13 protein-coding genes, 4 tRNA genes, 2 rRNA genes and 1 riboswitch are annotated in these 19653 nt (G+C 47.8%); of the genes, 11 read left to right on the forward strand and 8 right to left on the reverse strand.

Annotated features, from left to right (window positions below; all coding sequences use genetic code 11):
• Nucleotides 1-7: 7 nt before the first annotated feature.
• Together KHN79_RS14630 and KHN79_RS14635 are read left to right on the forward strand one after the other, a co-directional pair.
• Entirely contained in the window at nucleotides 8-1102 is a 1095-nt protein-coding gene (locus KHN79_RS14630; protein WP_182010630.1) for a NapC/NirT family cytochrome c, read from the forward strand.
• 22 nt (nucleotides 1103-1124) lie between these two features.
• Nucleotides 1125-3572, forward strand: coding sequence for a molybdopterin guanine dinucleotide-containing S/N-oxide reductase (locus KHN79_RS14635; protein WP_182010610.1), 2448 nt, complete (start codon nucleotides 1125-1127; stop codon nucleotides 3570-3572).
• Nucleotides 3573-3622: 50 nt separating this feature from the next.
• Here KHN79_RS14635 and thiE read toward each other — a convergent pair whose 3' ends face one another.
• The 7 genes from thiE to thiD all read right to left on the reverse strand — a co-directional run bounded on the left by thiE (nucleotide 3623) and on the right by thiD (nucleotide 9184).
• Nucleotides 3623-4237, reverse strand: a complete 615-nt coding sequence (thiE, locus tag KHN79_RS14640) for a thiamine phosphate synthase (RefSeq protein WP_182010611.1) — start codon at nucleotides 4235-4237, stop codon at nucleotides 3623-3625.
• A gap of 64 nt (nucleotides 4238-4301) precedes the next feature.
• Nucleotides 4302-5099, reverse strand: coding sequence for a hydroxyethylthiazole kinase (thiM, locus tag KHN79_RS14645; protein WP_182010612.1), 798 nt, complete (start codon nucleotides 5097-5099; stop codon nucleotides 4302-4304).
• Nucleotides 5100-5112: 13 nt separating this feature from the next.
• Nucleotides 5113-5781 (reverse strand): thiaminase II, encoded by a 669-nt coding sequence (tenA, locus tag KHN79_RS14650; protein ID WP_182010613.1) that lies wholly within the window; start codon nucleotides 5779-5781, stop codon nucleotides 5113-5115.
• 18 nt (nucleotides 5782-5799) lie between these two features.
• On the reverse strand, nucleotides 5800-6750 hold the full coding sequence (locus KHN79_RS14655) for an ABC transporter substrate-binding protein (RefSeq protein ID WP_182010614.1): 951 nt from the start codon (nucleotides 6748-6750) through the stop codon (nucleotides 5800-5802).
• A 23-nt stretch (nucleotides 6751-6773) separates the two neighbouring features.
• Complete coding sequence (locus KHN79_RS14660; protein WP_182010615.1) at nucleotides 6774-7574, reverse strand: ABC transporter permease; 801 nt, start codon at nucleotides 7572-7574, stop codon at nucleotides 6774-6776.
• Nucleotides 7567-8325 (reverse strand): ABC transporter ATP-binding protein, encoded by a 759-nt coding sequence (locus KHN79_RS14665; RefSeq protein ID WP_182010616.1) that lies wholly within the window; start codon nucleotides 8323-8325, stop codon nucleotides 7567-7569. The genes KHN79_RS14660 and KHN79_RS14665 overlap by 8 nt, the downstream gene beginning before the upstream one ends.
• Nucleotides 8315-9184, reverse strand: a complete 870-nt coding sequence (gene thiD / locus KHN79_RS14670; RefSeq protein ID WP_182010617.1) for a bifunctional hydroxymethylpyrimidine kinase/phosphomethylpyrimidine kinase — start codon at nucleotides 9182-9184, stop codon at nucleotides 8315-8317. The genes KHN79_RS14665 and thiD overlap by 11 nt, the downstream gene beginning before the upstream one ends.
• 97 nt (nucleotides 9185-9281) lie before the next feature.
• A riboswitch (TPP riboswitch) is annotated at nucleotides 9282-9389 on the reverse strand.
• Nucleotides 9390-9762: 373 nt separating this feature from the next.
• Here thiD and KHN79_RS14675 point away from each other — a divergent pair.
• Together KHN79_RS14675 and KHN79_RS14680 are read left to right on the forward strand one after the other, a co-directional pair.
• Nucleotides 9763-11148 (forward strand): TldD/PmbA family protein, encoded by a 1386-nt coding sequence (locus KHN79_RS14675; protein ID WP_182010618.1) that lies wholly within the window; start codon nucleotides 9763-9765, stop codon nucleotides 11146-11148.
• On the forward strand, nucleotides 11148-12491 hold the full coding sequence (locus tag KHN79_RS14680; RefSeq protein WP_182010619.1) for a TldD/PmbA family protein: 1344 nt from the start codon (nucleotides 11148-11150) through the stop codon (nucleotides 12489-12491). The genes KHN79_RS14675 and KHN79_RS14680 overlap by 1 nt, the downstream gene beginning before the upstream one ends.
• A gap of 83 nt (nucleotides 12492-12574) precedes the next feature.
• Here the strand turns inward: KHN79_RS14680 and trmY are convergent, their stop codons facing one another.
• The gene (gene trmY, locus KHN79_RS14685; protein ID WP_182010620.1) at nucleotides 12575-13174 is read right to left on the reverse strand and encodes a tRNA (pseudouridine(54)-N(1))-methyltransferase TrmY; all 600 of its coding nucleotides are present in this window, start codon (nucleotides 13172-13174) and stop codon (nucleotides 12575-12577) included.
• Nucleotides 13175-13332: 158 nt separating this feature from the next.
• Between trmY and KHN79_RS14690 the strand changes: the two genes are divergently transcribed.
• The 7 genes from KHN79_RS14690 (at nucleotide 13333) to KHN79_RS14720 (ending at nucleotide 19560) form a co-directional block, all read left to right on the forward strand.
• Nucleotides 13333-13857 carry a DUF3087 domain-containing protein gene (locus KHN79_RS14690; RefSeq protein ID WP_182010621.1) on the forward strand — a complete coding sequence of 175 codons (525 nt, stop codon included), beginning with the start codon at nucleotides 13333-13335 and terminating at the stop codon, nucleotides 13855-13857.
• Nucleotides 13858-14363: 506 nt separating this feature from the next.
• Nucleotides 14364-15916 (forward strand): 16S ribosomal RNA (locus KHN79_RS14695).
• Nucleotides 15917-16006: 90 nt separating this feature from the next.
• A tRNA-Glu gene (locus tag KHN79_RS14700) sits at nucleotides 16007-16082 on the forward strand.
• Between the two features lie 2 nt (nucleotides 16083-16084).
• Nucleotides 16085-16160, forward strand: a tRNA-Lys gene (locus KHN79_RS14705).
• Nucleotides 16161-16192: 32 nt separating this feature from the next.
• Nucleotides 16193-16268 (forward strand) — tRNA-Ala (locus KHN79_RS14710).
• 14 nt (nucleotides 16269-16282) lie between these two features.
• Nucleotides 16283-16358 (forward strand) — tRNA-Val (locus KHN79_RS14715).
• A 310-nt stretch (nucleotides 16359-16668) separates the two neighbouring features.
• A 23S ribosomal RNA gene (locus KHN79_RS14720) occupies nucleotides 16669-19560 on the forward strand.
• The 16S and 23S rRNA genes sit together here with 4 tRNA genes alongside, the layout of an rRNA operon.
• Nucleotides 19561-19653 lie beyond the last annotated feature (93 nt).

Consider the following 19653-nt stretch of genomic DNA (forward strand, 5'->3'; position numbering starts at 1 on the left):
GCGAGTTATTAACATGAAAAAACGATATATTATTTTGCTTTTAGCTGTTGGCCTAGGACTAGGCTGGCTGACCCTAGGGGGAACGGCAGCTGTGATGCACTACACTTCGTCCACGGAGTTTTGTGTCTCTTGTCATACCATGGAAACCCCTCTTAAAGAGTATCAAGGCTCTGTTCACTTCAGCAACGCAAAAGGGATTCGAGCAGAATGTGCAGACTGCCACATTCCTCATGAGCCTCTGGATTACCTGTACACCAAAATTCGTGCGTCCAAAGACATCTACCACGAATTCATAAGCGGTAAGATTGATACCCCGGAGAAGTACGAAGCACATCGCACAGAATTGGCTGAAATGGTTTGGGAACAGTTCCGAAAAAATGATTCTGCGACGTGCCGTTCGTGCCATGAACTTGACGCGATGGAACCATTTGAGCAGTCACGCGATGCTGCGAAAATGCATGAATACGGGCTGGCAAACAATCAAACTTGTATTGACTGTCACAAAGGTGTCGCTCACTTTGCTCCGGAAGCGGAGTTAGATAGCAAAGCGTTTGATACCTTGATGAGTTTTACCAACAGAACCTCACCAAATGCGGAAGTCGTTTATCCAGTGACCACCATTACTATGGGTGAAATGGGTACGATTAATCCAACAACTCAATTGGAAGTTGTGAAATTAGAAGGCGATACTCGTACCGTTAAATTGAATGCATACCAAATGAAAGGTGCAGAACAAGTGCTCTATATGGGTGAGGGTCAACGCGCGATAGTTGCAACGTTATCGGAGCAAGGTTTGCAAGCCCTTGAAGGTGGTGAATTTACCGCCGATGCTTATGGTAATGAATGGCGTTCTGTGACTTTAACTAGCACGATTGACTCTCCAGTTGTCGATACACTTGAGCCAGTATGGTCATACGCAGAAGAGTTGGACAACGTTTACTGTTCGACTTGTCATGCGAAGATTCCTTCAAATCACTTTACGGTGAATGCATGGGGACCTGTAGCGAAGAGCATGGGCGCTCGAACTGATATTACAGACGAGAACCTAGAAATTCTTACCAAGTTCTTCCAGCACCACGCAAAAGATGTGGTTGGTCACTAACAGTAAATAGAAGGATAAGATTATGACTAATATGACCCGCCGCGGATTTCTGAAAGGCACTGGTATGGCGGCTGGTGCGATGGCATTCACTTCGTTCGCGCCCTTGTCGGCTGCGTCTTCTAATGAACGCGGGAAAGGTATTCTCACCGCAGGTCGCATGGGCCCGATGCTGTGTGAAGTACAAGATGGCAAGCTGGTTTCTACAACAAATGCTCTGCCTCAGACTGTACCTAACAGCCTGCAAAGCACAGGGCCTGACCAGGTGCATACTAAGGCTCGTGTAAAATACCCAATGGTGCGAAAAGGTTACCTGGCTAACCCATCTGCACCTGAGGGTGTGCGTGGTAGTGATGAGTTTGAGCGAGTTTCCTGGGATGAGGTTTATAAGCTGATTCATCAGCAGCATATGCGAATTCGCAAAACTTACGGACCGGCCTCTGTCTTCGCTGGGTCTTATGGTTGGCGTTCTAGTGGTGTACTACACAAAGCACAAACGTTGCTACAAAGGTACATGAGCATGGCTGGTGGCTACTCAGGTCACTTGGGTGATTACTCAACAGGTGCAGCTCAGATCATCATGCCGCACGTTGTCGGCTCTATAGAAGTGTACGAGCAACAAACCACTTACCCTGTCATTCTTGAACACAGTGATGTGGTGGTGCTTTGGGGCCTAAACCCGATTAACACCTTAAAAATTGCCTGGAGCTCAACCGACTGTGCTGGTTTAGAGTTCTTTCACCAATTGAAAAAGTCAGGTAAAACCATTATTGCGATTGACCCTATACGCTCTGAAACCATTGAGTTCTTTGGTGATAATGCAGAGTGGGTTGCACCACACCCGATGACAGATGTGGCAATGATGATGGGTATCGCACACACCTTGGTTAAACAAGGTAAGCACGACAAAGCCTTCCTCGATAAATACACCACGGGTTATGACGTGTTCGAAGCTTATTTGTTTGGTGAGGAAGATGGTATTGAGAAGTCTGCTGAATGGGCTTCTGGCATTTGTGGCGTCCCTGCGAAGCAGCTGGAGCTGTTGGCTGATATCTTCAGTAAAAACCGCACCATGCTTATGTCTGGTTGGGGCATGCAGCGTCAGCAATACGGCGAGCAACGTCACTGGATGCTGGTTACCCTTGCATCTATGCTGGGGCAGATTGGCTTGCCGGGCGGTGGCTTTGGATTATCTTACCACTACTCAAATGGCGGTAACCCTGCGCGTGATGCGGGTGTACTTCCTGCAATCTCGGCTTCATTAGGCGGAGGTTCTTCGGCTGGTAACGACTGGGCAGTATCCGGTGCGGTACAAAGCTTCCCTGTTGCTCGAATTGTCGAGGCACTGGAAAATCCAGGTCAGACTTATCATCATAATGGTCATGAACTCACATTTCCTGAGATTAAAATGATCTGGTGGGCTGGCGGTGCTAACTTTACTCACCATCAGGACACTAACCGTCTGATCAGAGCGTGGCAAAAGCCGGAACTGATCGTAATCTCAGAACCTTATTGGACTGCTGCTGCGAAGCACGCAGATATCGTATTGCCAATTACTACGTCTTTTGAACGTAATGATATGACGATGACAGGTGACTACAGTAACCAGCACCTTGTGCCGATGAAGCAGGTGGTTGATCCACAGGGTGAAGCGCGTAACGACTTCGATGTTTTCGCAGATTTAGCTGAGATGATTGCTCCGGGTGGGCGTGACGTTTACACCGAAGAGAAAACCGAAATGGAATGGCTGTATGGGTTCTACAAAGTGGCGCAACAAGGCGGTCGTGGCTCTCGTGTAGCAATGCCAAACTTCAGTAAGTTCTGGGAAGACAACCAGCTGATCGAGATGAAGTGGAACGAGAAGAACGCACAGTTTGTTCGTTATGCTGATTTCCGGGAAGATCCGGTATTGAACCCGCTGGGTACGCCGAGCGGTAAGATTGAAATCTTCTCGAAAACGATCGAAGGCTATCAGCTGGAAGATTGTCTGCCGCACCCGGCTTGGTTCGAACCAACAGAATATACCGGTAATGCGCAAAGCGGTGAACTGCAGTTAATGACCGCGCACGCTGCGCACCGTTTGCACAGTCAGTTTAACTACGCGAAGATCCGTGACGAGTATGCGATTGCAAACCGTGAACCAATTTGGATTCACCCTGAAGACGCTAAATCCCGTGGCATTAATACCGGTGATCTGGTGCGGGCGTTTAACAACCGTGGTCAGGTGCTGGTAGGGGCAGAAGTAACTGACCGAATCAAACAAGGATCTGTGTGTATTCACGAGGGGGGCTGGCCCGACTTAGATACGAATACCGGTATCTGTAAAAACGGCGGCTGTAACGTCTTGACGCTGGATATTCCGACATCGAGACTAGCCAACGGCTGCGCGGCGAACTCAGCACTGGTACGTATTGAAAAATACACGGGACCAGAGTTAGAACTCACAGCGTTTGAGCCACCGAAAAACGGTTAGAAAATAGCATTAGAAAGCAAGAAGCCAGCGATTCGCTGGCTTCTTTTTTATCACTGCATTAATCCAAGCAAGTACTCACATGCTCTCTTTGGGTCGTCCGCATGACAGATTGCCGATACCAGAGCTAAGCCGTGTACGCCAGTCGCGCTGAGTTCTGGAATATTACTTTCGTTGATGCCACCAATCGCGACAATGGGAAGAGAAGTGGATCTGAGTGCCAGCTTCAATCCTTCAATCCCCCAGTGTTTTTTAGTATTGGTTTTTGTCGGTGTCGCATAGATGGCACTTAATCCTATGTAATCTATAGGTAGGGCATCAACTTCTGCAAGCTGCTGTTCATTTTCGATAGATAAGCCGAGGATTTTGTGCGAGCCAATCAGTTTGCGGGCAATATTTGCAGGCATGTCAGATTGACCGAGATGGACACCATCAGCATCGACAGCGAGCGCAACGTCAACCCGGTCGTTGATGATTAACGGGACATTGGTGCCCTGGAGGATCTCTTTTACTGCTTGCGCTCGCTCGATGAAAGCACGTACGTCACCATGTTTTTCGCGCACTTGTACCATGGTTACGCCACCTTCGACTGCTCTGCGAACCACATGCTTCAACGTAGCGAGATCTTGTTGGTCATCGGTGACCAGATAAAGGCGATAGGCGTTCATATTATTTCCTTTGTGCCTCTGTCCATTTTATGAGCCAGAGGCATCTTTCTTTAAATATTCGTTTTTAGTCTTCGATGGCTTGCAGTTTCAGTCGTGTCGCCAAAGTTTGGCTATCAAGCTGATACAGTTCATCAAGTAATGCTAACTGTAAGCTGCCTGGCCCGCGCGCTTGCTCGGCGGCGATTTCACCCGCTACGCCAAGTACAGCCGCGGCGGCTAAACCCGTCTGGTCACCAACGGCTGCAAACGCACCAGTTAGTGCAGTCAGCGTACAGCCCATTCCTGTTACGTATGGCATCATCTCGTGGCCATTGTTGAGTGTTACGGTTTGGGATTTCGTCACTATATAATCCGTCTCGCCAGAAATAACAACGTTTGCACCGTACTCTGCAACGAGGAACTGAGCGGCACCTAACGCGGCATCACTGCTGTCCAGAGCATCAACACCTTTGCTCTGAGCTTGCTCTCCGGCCAGCGCAATGATTTCCGACGCATTACCACGAATGATGAGTTTGTCAGCCAGGCGTGCAATCTGGCGGGATGATTCAGTGCGTAGCGCGCTTGCTCCGCAGCCGACAGGGTCGAGGACGACGATTTTACTATTGGCATTGGCTTGCTCAACAGCAAAGAGCATTCGTGGTATCCAGACACTGTCTAGTGTGCCAATGTTGATAACCAGTGCTCCAGCAAATGACATCATCTCTGTCATCTCTTGTTGGGAGTGAGCCATGATCGGCGAGGCTCCAGTTGCCAGCAGTGCATTGGCGGTGTTGTTCATTACTACGTAGTTAGTGATGCTAACCACTAATGGCTTTTGTTGGCGTACTGAGTTTAACGCTTGAGTGATTTGTTCAATTAACATATCGATTCTCCGATTAACTTTGCAGAGCATTCAGGCCTTGTTGCCAGAAAGCGATTTCCATACGTGTAGCAGTTTTAAATACCTGAATCAGGTTTTGACCGCGTTGGCTGTTGATGTCGATTTCATCTAACAGCTCATTAAAGTGCTCTGCACCGTTGGCAACGCCAGACTGGAATTCTTCACCGCCATAGAGGGTAATCCAGCTAGCGTAAGGATTGCCTTCAATAACAGTACTTTTATCTTCTAACAGCATTTTCCCAATGACCGCGTAGCCTATAGAGCAAGGCGCAAGCGCTGCATATAAGTCAACTAAATCCCCCGTCATGCCTGCATCTAATACATATCGTGTGTAGGCGACAGTGCCGAAATCTTCTGGCTCGTTTTCAAGATCGGACTCTGTTAATCCCCATTGAGCGCAATAAGTCACATGATGAGAAATCTCAGAATCTAATAGCGCATGAACACTAGGTAGTGCACGGCGCATATCATCCAACGTGCGTGCTTTATAAATCGCTAACGCATAAGCACGAGCGTATTGCTTCAGAAACAAAAAGTCCTGTTTCAGATAATGAAGAAAACAAGGCTGTGCGAGCGTGCCTTTCGCCAGTTGCTGAACGAAGAGGTGTTGTGTGTATGCCTGCCAATCTTGATGGCAAGCGTCGATCAAATCTTGATATTTCATAATGGGGTAACCTCAGGATCAGTCAAAGCTGGGTACGTAATCTTTAGCTTTTGGTAGCGTTTCAATGATTTTTTGCGTGTACATAAACTCGGCGTAATCGTCGTAGCGTTTTAGATCAATGGCAGATGGACGAAGTGCGAAACGGGTTAAAGTGTCGTTCCAGGCGCGTTGGTTGAGTTCGTTGTTCAGTGTGTCCGGTGAGTAGGCAACAAACTCTTTCCAGGATGTTTTTGGGTGGTTGACGATGTAAGTCGTTGCTTGTTCTAGCGCTTTATTGAAGGCTTTAATCGCCTCTTTATCGTAGGAATTTGCATTTGCGACGAAGACCAGTTCGTCATAGGCAGGCACGCCGTGTTCTTCTGGGAAAAATGCTTTGGCTTTGTAACCTTCCAGTGCTAGTTGATTGTTTTCGAAATTGCGTAAGCCACCCCAAATGGCATCTACTTTTCCTGATGCAAGGGAAGAGGAGAGAGCCCAACCTACGTTAATTAGTTGCACGTCTGATAGTTTAATGTTCTCCTGCGCGAGCATAGTACCAATAGTGGCTTCTTCAGTGCCTGCAATAGCAATACCAATTTTCTTGCCTTTAAGATCGCGTAAGTTGTCGTGTTTACCGTTATCCAGCACCATTAAGGTATTGAGCGGGGTGGCAATGAGCGTTGCTGAGCGAATAAGTGGCAGACCAGCTGCAACATCAATCGTTAGGTTTGGTTGGTAGGAAATCGCCATATCTACTTTGCCGGCGGCGACCAGTTTAGGTGGCGTGCTTGGGTCAGCTGGCTCTTGAATATTGACCTTCAAGTCTTGCTCTTTGAAGTAGCCTCGCTCCTTTGCAATAACGATGGGGCCATGGTTCGGGTTGACGAACCAATCTAACATCAGTGTTATCTCTTTTTCCGCTGCAAGTGCGTTAGTTGAAACGATTGAAGCGAGAAGCACGCTAGTGCTGATTAGTTTAATTTTATTCACGGGGTTCTTCCTTTTTTATTTCCCTATTTGTTTTCCCAGGGAATGGCTTTTTTCAGTAGTTTGTCAGTAGTGAAATACAGTGAGATGGATAGCATGGCGAGGATAAGTAGTGCTGCAAACATCTCGTCGATGATCATGCGCGCGTTAGCTTGCAGCATCAGATAACCCAAGCCCTCACTTGAACCGACCCACTCACCGACGACCGCGCCAATCGGGGCGATAACTACCGCGACACGAATGCCAGAGGCGAGTGTGGGTAATGCCGCAGGCAGTTGAATATGGCGGAGAAGTTGCCATTTTGATGCGCCCATCGTTTTGGCCAGATCCAGATACCCGCTTGGGGTATTGCGTAAACCGTCGTAACAACACGTCGTAACAGGGAAAAAGATGATGATTGCTGCCATGACGACTTTTGAAGCGATGCCGTAACCCAGCCAGAGCATTAAGACAGGTGCGATGGCAAAAACCGGAATTGCTTGGCTTGCAATCAGAATTGGCAACAGCCAGCGTTTTAGCGGTTCGAACAGCAACATTTGCAGCGCAAACAGCAAGCCCATCGATAAACCGAGTCCAAGACCAAGCAGGATCTCTTGCGCGGTTACCCAGGTGTGTACGAGCAATACGTCGTAGCGGGAGAGCAGTCTATTAAGTACATCAACAGGTGCTGGCAAAATGAAACTCGGCATATTGAATGCGACAACTATCAATTGCCACAGACCTAAAATCACAGCGGTACTGATCATCAATCTCAGCACAGGATGAGTGACTCGATCTTTCTTATTGGTGCGTGTCGAGATGGAGTTGTATTGAGTCATATCACTCATAATCTTTTTCCAACTGTTCTAAGATTTCTTGCTGCAACGTGGCAGATTCGCCATTCAGTATGCGAGGTGGTAGAGAGTCAGGAACGATGAGAGATTGAGCCCGTGCTGGCGTACCTTGCAGAATATACAATTGGTGGGCAAGACGAACCGCTTCTTGTGGATCATGAGTAATCAGCACTACAGTTTTTTCTTTGAGCAGAGTGGCGGATAACGTCTGTAGCTTGTGTCTGGTCACAGCGTCGAGCGCAGAGAAGGGCTCGTCCATCAAAACCACGGGTTTGTCTTGCATTAAAGTGCGGGCAAGGGCGACACGCTGGCGCATACCTCCGGAAAGCTGATCGGGTTTCGCAAACACGTAGTCAGCTAAGCCAACTTGTTTCAACAATTGACTAGCGCGCTTACTCTGAGCTGCTGAATTTGAGTTGGGATGAGAAAAGCGAGAACTCAGACAGACGTTATCCGAAACACTGAGCCATGGCAGCAGTAAATCTTGCTGCGCCATGTAGGCGATACGTTGGTGAAGAGCTAACCCATCGGTTGTTGTTAGCTCGCCTTGCCACTCAACTTGGTCATCTAGCAAGCCAGCCAGATAACGCAAAATAGTGGTTTTACCGCAGCCACTGCGCCCTAATATTACTGTCCACTGACCCGAAGGGATCGTCATGTTTAACCTCGCCAGCGTTGGTATCTCGCTGTTGTTGTATCGCAGGCTGACATTAACAAGCTGAATTCCGGCCGTATTAGCAAACATCTTTATCTTTCCCGCAATTAGAGCTTGCGAAGAAGTGGTGAACCGGGCCGTGACCTTTGCCGACATCGAGTTCATCTGCATGGGCGATCGCTTGACAGATATACTGTTTAGCCAAATACACGGCTTTCGGCAGGTCGTATCCTTGTCCAAGGTAAGAAGCAATCGCAGAAGAGAGGGTACAACCTGTGCCATGTGTATTTTGAGTAGGGAAACGCTTGGCGCTAATGAGCTCTGAAGAGTCTTGCATGATCAGTAGGTCGCTACTGTTTTCGTCTTTCTCTAGATGACCACCTTTAAGTAATACTGCTTTAGCGCCCAGCGCACGCAGATCCGCAATCATGTCACTCATTTCATCTTCGGATGTAGGTACAGGCTTTCCTGTTAATGCGGAACCTTCAGGGAGATTGGGGGTGATGATGTCAGCGAGCGGAATGAGCTCGTGTTTTAATGTGTCGATCGCGGAGTGCTCGAGGAGTAAATCTCCGCTGGTGGCCACCATTACCGGATCAATGACTAGATGCTTCGGCTGGTATTGTTTAATTTTGTTCGCAACGACTTTGATTATATTTGCGTCTGCTAGCATGCCGATTTTAACCGCCACGATATTAAGGTCGGTAAACACCGCATCGAGTTGGCTTTCTACGTGCTCAAGTGGGATAGGAAAAATGGCGGAAACGCCTTGAGTATTTTGCGAAGTGATGGCGGTAATGACAGAACAAGCAAAACTGCCTGTCGCAGACATGGCTTTGATGTCTGCCTGAATACCCGCACCACCGCCACTGTCTGATCCTGCGATCGTTAACACGATGGGAACTAGTGAGGATGGCGTCTTGTCTGAATAAGGCTGTGATTGTGTCATGGTCGCTCCTATTACAAGACGTATAGGAACTGACTTTGACCCTTGTAGACAGATCGGTTTTCGGACCCGCTATTGCTAACCTAGGAAATTAGGTGAAGGCTAAGTGCTCATAGTTCCCTACGTCAGTGCTAACTGAATCAGGTTCAACGGGTCTCGAATTTCGATCTCAGCCGACGCGTACTGCGTGGCCCCCCGACTATTTCGCTAGGATGATAGCAGGACAGTTACTCAAGGGGTATGCTTTTTTGAGGGTAATTATTCTTGTGCGTTCATTTATGCGATGCGAGTGTTAGAGTAAGCTTATACCTGATTTGTAACGCACAAATCCTCAGTGCAACCCACTGACGAAAGCGTAGAAACTGGAATTTTTGATAATTAATCGTGGTCTCATTTAGCAAGGATTAGCACAAAACAAGGTTAAAAAACTGTTAAGATTTTACACGTTGCCAATATAACTTTACTGAATTAACAGTGAGTTATTTAACCTGGGCTTAGGTTAAGGAAGTCGGTAAATGTTTGACTATTTCGAGAACAGGTTAATTTGGAAGGCTAAGACGATCATCGAGCAAGGAGACTTCATGCTTAATTCTGTAACAGCGAAGTCAGTGATCGATCATGCTCTATTTTTAGGAGCTGATTTCGCTGAGTTATTCGTTGAACATCATCAAACTAACACCGTCCAGATCGCTTCTGGTGAGGTGGACAAGGTGAATTCAGGTATCGATTTTGGTATCGGGATTCGCCTCTTTTTCGGCCATAAAGTGCTTTATGGCTACACCAACAGCACAGACGAAGCGGAACTTAAACGCGTCACGTCATTGCTCGCTGCGAAAGATAAACGTGAGCAAATTGCATCAGCGGGTGCGCTTAATTTGAATCGCTACCCAGTTCAGCACAGTAGCCGCTTGCCTCTCAGCCAAGACGCTAATCTGGATTCTAAAATCGCGTTCTTGTTGAAAGTTGACCAAGCTGCGCGCGCAGAAAGTGAGTATATCAGCCAGTTTATCGGTAGTGTGCTTCAAAGAGAACAACAGGTAACTATTTTCAATTCAGAAGGCTTACATGTTGACGATACACGTCACTATGTTCGCGTTGCCGGTAACACCGTTGCGCAAAAAGGCAATGAACAATCTTCAGGAATGGAAGGTCCGGGCGCTCTAGCTGGCTGGGAGTTCAGTGAACAGCTGGATGCTAAAGAGCTAGGTCAGACTATCGCACAACAAGCTTTGGTTAAGCTTGGCGCGGATGCGTGTCCATCAGGTGAAATGCCAGTGGTAATTGGTAATGGCTTTGGTGGCGTTATCTTCCATGAAGCGTGCGGTCACTTGCTCGAAACCACATCGGTTGCGAAGAAAGCATCCGTATTCCACGACAAAATGGGCGAAATGATTGCTCATAGCGCGGTGAATGCGGTCGATGATGGCACCATGACAAATGAGTGGGGTTCAATCCATATTGATGATGAAGGTATGCCGACTCAGCGTACTCAACTAATTAAAGACGGTAAGTTAACCAGCTTTATGGTCGACAAAATGGGTGGCATGAAAACGGGATATGAACCAACTGGCTCTGGTCGTCGTCAGAACTACAAATTTGCTCCGACTTCGCGTATGCGTAACACCTTTATTGAAGAAGGCGAACATACACTTGATGACATGCTGGCAGGTGTAGAACGTGGTATTTACGCTAAGAAGATGGGCGGCGGCTCTGTTCAGCCGGGTACAGGTGAGTTCAACTTTGCAGTACGTGAAGCTTACTTGATCGAAAACGGCAAAATCACTAAGCCTCTTAAAACTGCGACCCTAATCAGTACTGGCCCTAAAGTTCTGAAAGAAATCAGTATGGTGGGTAAAGACATGGCGCTTGCTCCTGGTATGTGCGGATCAATAAGTGGCGCAGTACCAACAACGGTAGGCCAGCCTTCGCTGAAAGTAGACAACATTCTGGTAGGAGGTGGTAACTAATGAGCCAAGAACAACAACTTCTTAATGCTGTTGATTACATCCTGTCAGAAGCAAAACGCCAAGGCGCAGAAGCGGATGTGATTGTTAATCGCAATAGCAGCTTCTCTTTGAAAGCAAACCAAGGCAAGTTGGATGAGTACAAAGTAAGTTCAAGCCAAGTATTGGGCGTTCGTGTGGTGAAAGATGCACGTGTTGCGACCAGCTACTCTGAGTCTTTGGAATTACCAAGTTTAGATTTGATGCTGACTAATGCGTTGCAGAGTGCGCGCTTCTCCAAGCAGGACGAGCATCAAACCATTAGCTGCGTAAACAGTCACATCACCACTGATGTAGCGGAAATCGCTCAGGAAGATACCACGCCTGTTGATGAGAAAATCGAGCTATCTCTCGCGCTTGAGCAAGGTGTGGTTAGTCTGCCTCACGCATCAAGTTCTCCTTACAATGGTTACAGTGATGGTGAAACTCAGTTGATCATCGCTAATACGCAAGGCTCTTTGTGTCAGCACTTTGAACGCAGTTTCAACTGTTATGCGTATACGCTGTTTGAGAAAGACGGTAAACAGTCTATGGCGGGTAAGATGTCCGTCGGTCGCCGTTTTGATGAATTGAGTTCGTCGTTCTGTATTGAAGAAGGTTACAACCTAGCTCGTGACCTTCTTGATGGTGCACCAGTCGCGACAGGTAATTACTCGGTAATCTTCGATATTGATGCCCTAAGCAGTTTGTTAGGCGCGTTCGGTAGTGCTTTCTCTGGCGTGAGTGCGGTGAAAGGCATTACGCCACTGGGTAACAAGATTGGTCAAAGTATTGCCAGTGACTTGATTACCTTTACTGACACTGCGTACATGGCGAATGGTATGGCTATTTGCGGCTTTGATAGCGAAGGTTTTGCTACTCAGGACAACGTGTTAATTGCTAGTGGACAGCTAAATACTTTATTACACAATAGCCACACTGCAAGTTACTTAGGTGCAGTTTCAACAGCAAGTGCTGCTCGCGGAGCGAAATCAAGCTTAGATGTTGCGGCGAACCATAAAGTCATTGCAACGGGTAACAGCAGTGTCGCTGACGTAAAATCTGGTGAGTACCTAGAGCTTGTTGAGTTGCAGGGTGTTCACTCTGGCGCAGATCCGGTCAGTGGTGATTTCTCGTTTGGTGCAAGTGGCTTCTTGTGTCGAGATGGTCAGCGAGTTCAGCCAGTACGTGGTATCACGGTTGCGGGTAACTTCTACAAAATGCTACAAGAAGTAGAAGCGGTTGGAGATACTCAGTTGATTAATGACAGCCGAACCTTTTTTGCGCCAGATGTGCGGTTTGCACGCCTGAGCATTGGTGGTAAATAGGCCCATCATCAGAAAGTCAGAATCAAAAAGAGGACTCAGCGAGTCCTCTTTTTTTTTATCTAGCTATACCAATACAAGTAGAGTTAGAACTCACGGATATCCAGTTCATTGTGGATTAATACCACACACTGAGAAGCAAACAGCATCTTAGGGCCTAAGCTTATCTTTTCCGTACCAAGACGTTTCAGACTGTTGAATGACTTCTTCGGCATTGGAATATGATCAGTCAATAAGAAGCAAGGGTTTGAACCGATTTCTGAATCGCGAACGAATTCGCCTTTTTTATCTAACATATACAGCTGGTGGTCTTCGGCCAGTCCCTGAACCAAACGTTCGAAGCTGATTGTACGAACCGTAATGCCCGGCTCGACCTCACGACTCTGCTCTTTACCCATTCCAACTGAAGCATCCAAAGCACGCGCGACAGCGGAGATCAACGTCGATTCGTGGAAACCACCAATATTAGTAATATCGTTAGAACGAATGGTAATCGTTCGGGAGTAATCTTTAGTGCTCTCAAGAACCAAGTGTACAACCACATCTTCTCGGTGTGACTGAGCGACGAACATGGTGTTCATCATGGTATGAGCAAGAATCTCGGTATGCGCTTCATTACCAACACCTTCTAATAGTGCTTTGCTGGTGGTTGGTGCTGCGCGAGCTCGTAAAACAAAAGAGCGCATGAATTTAGCCTCTATATAGGAAGAGTGAATGCGCGGAAGTATATACCTAAGCGGGGAAGGGATGCGAGTTTAATAGCAATTATGAACTTACTTACAAAGCTTCGATTGTGGTGCTAAAACTTGCAGTTAAAATAGGAGCGACCTTTTAGGAGTAGTAAATGGAAATTCAAAAAATAAATAAAGAAATCTACAGGAAGAAAGTCAACTTGGTTATTGGCGGCTTTGTAGTATTACTTGCTGTGTCATCATTGGCATTCAGTACACTATTGATTAGTCTTTTTGGAAATACCAATATTCAGCCGGAGCAATCGACGGGTAATTTTCATTGGAATCTGATCGGCGTACTTCTCTCGCTCGCTACATCTCTCTCTTTACTTAATCAGTTTAAAACTCGCCCGTACATGAAAGAAGTGCATTACGTTTGGAAACTAAAACAGGTACATAACAAAATTTACCGCAAGCTAAAAAGTATTAAAACAGCCGCGAGCTGTGATGACCTGCAAGCGCTGACTATTCTTAAATTCTACTACACCACACAAAAGCAAGTGTTTGAGTTGGATAACAACACACTTACCATGAGCAGCGTTAATAAAGAACTAGAAGCAATTGAAAAAATTGAAGTGAGTGAATCGCTATCACTTGATGTTGCCAGTTTTGAAGAAGCCTGGCTGGATACATATTGATTGCGTCTTTGCTACCTGATATTAACAAATGAGTGCTAAAAATAAGCGCTTGAGTGAGAATTCATCACTCGGCGCTTTTTTTTTGAATTTTTTTCTTCAAAAGGGTTGCCAAGAAAAATCATCTCCCTATAATGCGCCTCCGTTGTCAGGGCAAAGCGGAAACGTGAAAGCAACTGGCGACAAGGCGAAATAAAAGCTTCTAAAAATTAATTTAAAAAGTGTTTGACACTGAGAGTTAGTTCATTAGAATACGCCTCCGCTTTGAGAGAAAAGTTTCTCGAAAAGCAAGCTCTTTAACAATATAGACCTATCAATCTGTGTGGGCACTCGTTGATGATAATCCAATTCGAAACTTCGGTTTCAAATTAGGTTTCAATGATACGAAGTGACCATTGAATCTTCGGATTCAGCACAGTCAATTCATTATCGTTCTGTTGGAACGATAATAGCTTTAAAATTACTTTTGTAGTTTTGAAGTCAGTATTCATTGAGCCGAACAAAATCTTAAATTGAAGAGTTTGATCATGGCTCAGATTGAACGCTGGCGGCAGGCCTAACACATGCAAGTCGAGCGGAAACGAGTTATCTGAACCTTCGGGGAACGATAACGGCGTCGAGCGGCGGACGGGTGAGTAATGCCTAGGAAATTGCCCTGATGTGGGGGATAACCATTGGAAACGATGGCTAATACCGCATGATGCCTTCGGGCCAAAGAGGGGGACCTTCGGGCCTCTCGCGTCAGGATATGCCTAGGTGGGATTAGCTAGTTGGTGAGGTAAGGGCTCACCAAGGCGACGATCCCTAGCTGGTCTGAGAGGATGATCAGCCACACTGGAACTGAGACACGGTCCAGACTCCTACGGGAGGCAGCAGTGGGGAATATTGCACAATGGGCGCAAGCCTGATGCAGCCATGCCGCGTGTGTGAAGAAGGCCTTCGGGTTGTAAAGCACTTTCAGTCGTGAGGAAGGTAGTGTAGTTAATAGCTGCATTATTTGACGTTAGCGACAGAAGAAGCACCGGCTAACTCCGTGCCAGCAGCCGCGGTAATACGGAGGGTGCGAGCGTTAATCGGAATTACTGGGCGTAAAGCGCATGCAGGTGGTTTGTTAAGTCAGATGTGAAAGCCCGGGGCTCAACCTCGGAATTGCATTTGAAACTGGCAGACTAGAGTACTGTAGAGGGGGGTAGAATTTCAGGTGTAGCGGTGAAATGCGTAGAGATCTGAAGGAATACCGGTGGCGAAGGCGGCCCCCTGGACAGATACTGACACTCAGATGCGAAAGCGTGGGGAGCAAACAGGATTAGATACCCTGGTAGTCCACGCCGTAAACGATGTCTACTTGGAGGTTGTGGCCTTGAGCCGTGGCTTTCGGAGCTAACGCGTTAAGTAGACCGCCTGGGGAGTACGGTCGCAAGATTAAAACTCAAATGAATTGACGGGGGCCCGCACAAGCGGTGGAGCATGTGGTTTAATTCGATGCAACGCGAAGAACCTTACCTACTCTTGACATCCAGAGAACTTTCCAGAGATGGATTGGTGCCTTCGGGAACTCTGAGACAGGTGCTGCATGGCTGTCGTCAGCTCGTGTTGTGAAATGTTGGGTTAAGTCCCGCAACGAGCGCAACCCTTATCCTTGTTTGCCAGCGAGTAATGTCGGGAACTCCAGGGAGACTGCCGGTGATAAACCGGAGGAAGGTGGGGACGACGTCAAGTCATCATGGCCCTTACGAGTAGGGCTACACACGTGCTACAATGGCGCATACAGAGGGCGGCCAACTTGCGAAAGTGAGCGAATCCCAAAAAGTGCGTCGTAGTCCGGATTGGAGTCTGCAACTCGACTCCATGAAGTCGGAATCGCTAGTAATCGTGGATCAGAATGCCACGGTGAATACGTTCCCGGGCCTTGTACACACCGCCCGTCACACCATGGGAGTGGGCTGCAAAAGAAGTAGGTAGTTTAACCTTCGGGGGGACGCTTACCACTTTGTGGTTCATGACTGGGGTGAAGTCGTAACAAGGTAGCGCTAGGGGAACCTGGCGCTGGATCACCTCCTTATACGATGATTACTCACGATGAGTGTCCACACAGATTGATACGGTTTATGAACTTTAAGAGATAGAACATCCCCCAAGATGTTCACTTAGTGTCCCGTTCGTCTAGAGGCCTAGGACACCGCCCTTTCACGGCGGTAACAGGGGTTCGACTCCCCTACGGGATACCATTGGGTCGTTAGCTCAGTTGGTAGAGCAGTTGACTTTTAATCAATTGGTCGCAGGTTCGAATCCTGCACGACCCACCATTCCTTCCATTAGGAATTAAAACTCAAAATATGGGGCTATAGCTCAGCTGGGAGAGCGCCTGCCTTGCACGCAGGAGGTCTGCGGTTCGATCCCGCATAGCTCCACCATGTTTTGAAATAATGGGCGATTAGCTCAGTTGGGAGAGCACCTGCCTTACAAGCAGGGGGTCACTGGTTCGAGCCCGGTATCGCCCACCATCTTTAAGCACATTTGCTTAAGTGTTCTTAAAAATGGTTTCTTTCTTTAAATAGAAAGTTAAATCTAGCTCTTTAACAATTTGGAAAGCTGACAAATCAAACTTTTTAAGTTTGATTGTAAAGTTCTCAAAGTATTCCTGATGGAATACAACTAAAAACACATTCAAGTGTTCTTGGAATTTGAGTCCGGCAAAATCGAAAGCTGTCTCGCTCATTCAAATAATGAGACAGCAACTTTGGTTGTTTGACCGTTTGATTTCACTTTTCAAAGTGAAGACAAAGTGCAATTCGAAACTCCTTCGGGTTGTATGGTTAAGTGACTAAGCGTACACGGTGGATGCCTTGGCAGTCAGAGGCGATGAAGGACGTATTAACTTGCGATAAGCCCAGATTAGGCAGTAAAAGCCACTTGAGTCTGGGATTTCCGAATGGGGAAACCCACTAGCATAAGCTAGTATCGCTGCGTGAATACATAGCGCAGCGAGGCGAACCGGGGGAACTGAAACATCTAAGTACCCCGAGGAAAAGAAATCAACCGAGATTCCGAAAGTAGCGGCGAGCGAAATTGGACTAGCCCTTAAGCTTTATATGCGTTAGACGAACGGTCTGGAAAGTCCGGCGATACAGGGTGATAGCCCCGTAGTTGACAACGCACATTCAGTGAAATCGAGTAGGGCGGGACACGTGATATCCTGTCTGAATATGGGGGGACCATCCTCCAAGGCTAAATACTACTGACTGACCGATAGTGAACCAGTACCGTGAGGGAAAGGCGAAAAGAACCCCTGTGAGGGGAGTGAAATAGAACCTGAAACCGTGTACGTACAAGCAGTAGGAGCAGGCTTTGTCCTGTGACTGCGTACCTTTTGTATAATGGGTCAGCGACTTATATTCAGTGGCAAGGTTAACCATCTAGGGGAGCCGTAGGGAAACCGAGTCTTAACTGGGCGTTTTAGTCTCTGGATATAGACCCGAAACCAGGTGATCTAGCCATGGGCAGGTTGAAGGTTGAGTAACATCAACTGGAGGACCGAACCGACTAATGTTGAAAAATTAGCGGATGACTTGTGGCTAGGGGTGAAAGGCCAATCAAACCTGGAGATAGCTGGTTCTCCCCGAAAGCTATTTAGGTAGCGCCTCGGACGAATACTACTGGGGGTAGAGCACTGTTAAGGCTAGGGGGTCATCCCGACTTACCAACCCTTTGCAAACTCCGAATACCAGTAAGTACTATCCGGGAGACACACGGCGGGTGCTAACGTCCGTCGTGGAGAGGGAAACAACCCAGACCGCCAGCTAAGGTCCCAAATTACTACTAAGTGGGAAACGATGTGGGAAGGCTCAGACAGCCAGGATGTTGGCTTAGAAGCAGCCATCATTTAAAGAAAGCGTAATAGCTCACTGGTCGAGTCGGCCTGCGCGGAAGATGTAACGGGGCTAAGTAGTAAACCGAAGCTGCGGCAATATACTTTTGTATATTGGGTAGGGGAGCGTTCTGTAAGCGGTTGAAGGTGTGTGGTAACGCATGCTGGACGTATCAGAAGTGCGAATGCTGACATGAGTAACGATAAAGGGGGTGAAAAACCTCCTCGCCGGAAGACCAAGGGTTCCTGTCCAACGTTAATCGGGGCAGGGTAAGTCGACCCCTAAGGCGAGGCCGAAAGGCGTAGTCGATGGGAAACGGGTTAATATTCCCGTACTTCTTACAATTGCGATGGGGGGACGGAGAAGGCTAGGTGGGCCTGGCGACGGTTGTCCAGGTTCAAGTGCGTAGGCTTAAGAGTTAGGTAAATCCGGCTCTTTTTAAGGCTGAGACACGACGTCGAGCTGCTACGGCAGTGAAGTCATTGATGCCATGCTTCCAGGAAAAGCCTCTAAGCTTCAGATTGTAAGGAATCGTACCCCAAACCGACACAGGTGGTCGGGTAGAGAATACCAAGGCGCTTGAGAGAACTCGGGTGAAGGAACTAGGCAAAATGGTACCGTAACTTCGGGAGAAGGTACGCTCTCGACGGTGAAGTCCCTCGCGGATGGAGCTATTGAGAGTCGCAGATACCAGGTGGCTGCAACTGTTTATTAAAAACACAGCACTGTGCAAAATCGTAAGATGACGTATACGGTGTGACGCCTGCCCGGTGCCGGAAGGTTAATTGATGGGGTTAGACTTCGGTCGAAGCTCTTGATCGAAGCCCCGGTAAACGGCGGCCGTAACTATAACGGTCCTAAGGTAGCGAAATTCCTTGTCGGGTAAGTTCCGACCTGCACGAATGGCGTAATGATGGCCACGCTGTCTCCACCCGAGACTCAGTGAAATTGAAATCGCTGTGAAGATGCAGTGTACCCGCGGCTAGACGGAAAGACCCCGTGAACCTTTACTACAGCTTGGCACTGAACATTGACCCTACATGTGTAGGATAGGTGGGAGGCTTTGAAGACGGTACGCCAGTATCGTTGGAGCCGTCCTTGAAATACCACCCTTGTAGTGTTGATGTTCTAACGTTGACCCCTTATCGGGGTTACGGACAGTGCCTGGTGGGTAGTTTGACTGGGGCGGTCTCCTCCCAAAGAGTAACGGAGGAGCACGAAGGTGGGCTAATCACGGTTGGACATCGTGAGGTTAGTGCAATGGCATAAGCCCGCTTGACTGCGAGAATGACAATTCGAGCAGGTGCGAAAGCAGGTCATAGTGATCCGGTGGTTCTGAATGGAAGGGCCATCGCTCAACGGATAAAAGGTACTCCGGGGATAACAGGCTGATACCGCCCAAGAGTTCATATCGACGGCGGTGTTTGGCACCTCGATGTCGGCTCATCACATCCTGGGGCTGAAGTCGGTCCCAAGGGTATGGCTGTTCGCCATTTAAAGTGGTACGCGAGCTGGGTTTAGAACGTCGTGAGACAGTTCGGTCCCTATCTGCCGTGGGCGTTGGAGAATTGAAAGGGGCTGCTCCTAGTACGAGAGGACCGGAGTGGACGAACCTCTGGTGTTCGGGTTGTGTCGCCAGACGCATTGCCCGGTAGCTAAGTTCGGAATTGATAACCGCTGAAAGCATCTAAGCGGGAAGCAAGCCTTGAGATGAGTTCTCCCTGATACTTTAAGTATCCTAAAGGGTTGTCGTAGACTACGACGTTGATAGGCAGGGTGTGTAAGCGTTGTGAGGCGTTGAGCTAACCTGTACTAATTGCCCGTGAGGCTTAACCATACAACACCCAAGGGGTTTTGATGGACTCAATAAAAGAACATTGAATGTGTAAGAACGAGAATTAAAAAAACAGCTTTCCAGATTAAAGAATTT

Origin of the sequence: Vibrio sp. B1FLJ16, assembly GCF_905175385.1 — a bacterium.
Taxonomy (GTDB): domain Bacteria; phylum Pseudomonadota; class Gammaproteobacteria; order Enterobacterales; family Vibrionaceae; genus Vibrio.

Excerpts from the sequence above, each read along its gene's own strand:
- KHN79_RS14635 (WP_182010610.1), top strand. The coding sequence starts at position 1,125 with ATGACTAATATGACCCGCCGCGGATTTCTGAAAGGCACTGGTATGGCG.
- thiE (WP_182010611.1), bottom strand. The coding sequence starts at position 4,237 with ATGAACGCCTATCGCCTTTATCTGGTCACCGATGACCAACAAGATCTC.
- thiM (WP_182010612.1), bottom strand. The coding sequence starts at position 5,099 with ATGTTAATTGAACAAATCACTCAAGCGTTAAACTCAGTACGCCAACAA.
- tenA (WP_182010613.1), bottom strand. The coding sequence starts at position 5,781 with ATGAAATATCAAGATTTGATCGACGCTTGCCATCAAGATTGGCAGGCA.
- KHN79_RS14660 (WP_182010615.1), bottom strand. The coding sequence starts at position 7,574 with ATGAGTGATATGACTCAATACAACTCCATCTCGACACGCACCAATAAG.
- KHN79_RS14665 (WP_182010616.1), bottom strand. The coding sequence starts at position 8,325 with ATGTTTGCTAATACGGCCGGAATTCAGCTTGTTAATGTCAGCCTGCGA.
- thiD (WP_182010617.1), bottom strand. The coding sequence starts at position 9,184 with ATGACACAATCACAGCCTTATTCAGACAAGACGCCATCCTCACTAGTT.
- KHN79_RS14675 (WP_182010618.1), top strand. The coding sequence starts at position 9,763 with ATGCTTAATTCTGTAACAGCGAAGTCAGTGATCGATCATGCTCTATTT.
- KHN79_RS14680 (WP_182010619.1), top strand. The coding sequence starts at position 11,148 with ATGAGCCAAGAACAACAACTTCTTAATGCTGTTGATTACATCCTGTCA.
- trmY (WP_182010620.1), bottom strand. The coding sequence starts at position 13,174 with ATGCGCTCTTTTGTTTTACGAGCTCGCGCAGCACCAACCACCAGCAAA.
- KHN79_RS14690 (WP_182010621.1), top strand. The coding sequence starts at position 13,333 with ATGGAAATTCAAAAAATAAATAAAGAAATCTACAGGAAGAAAGTCAAC.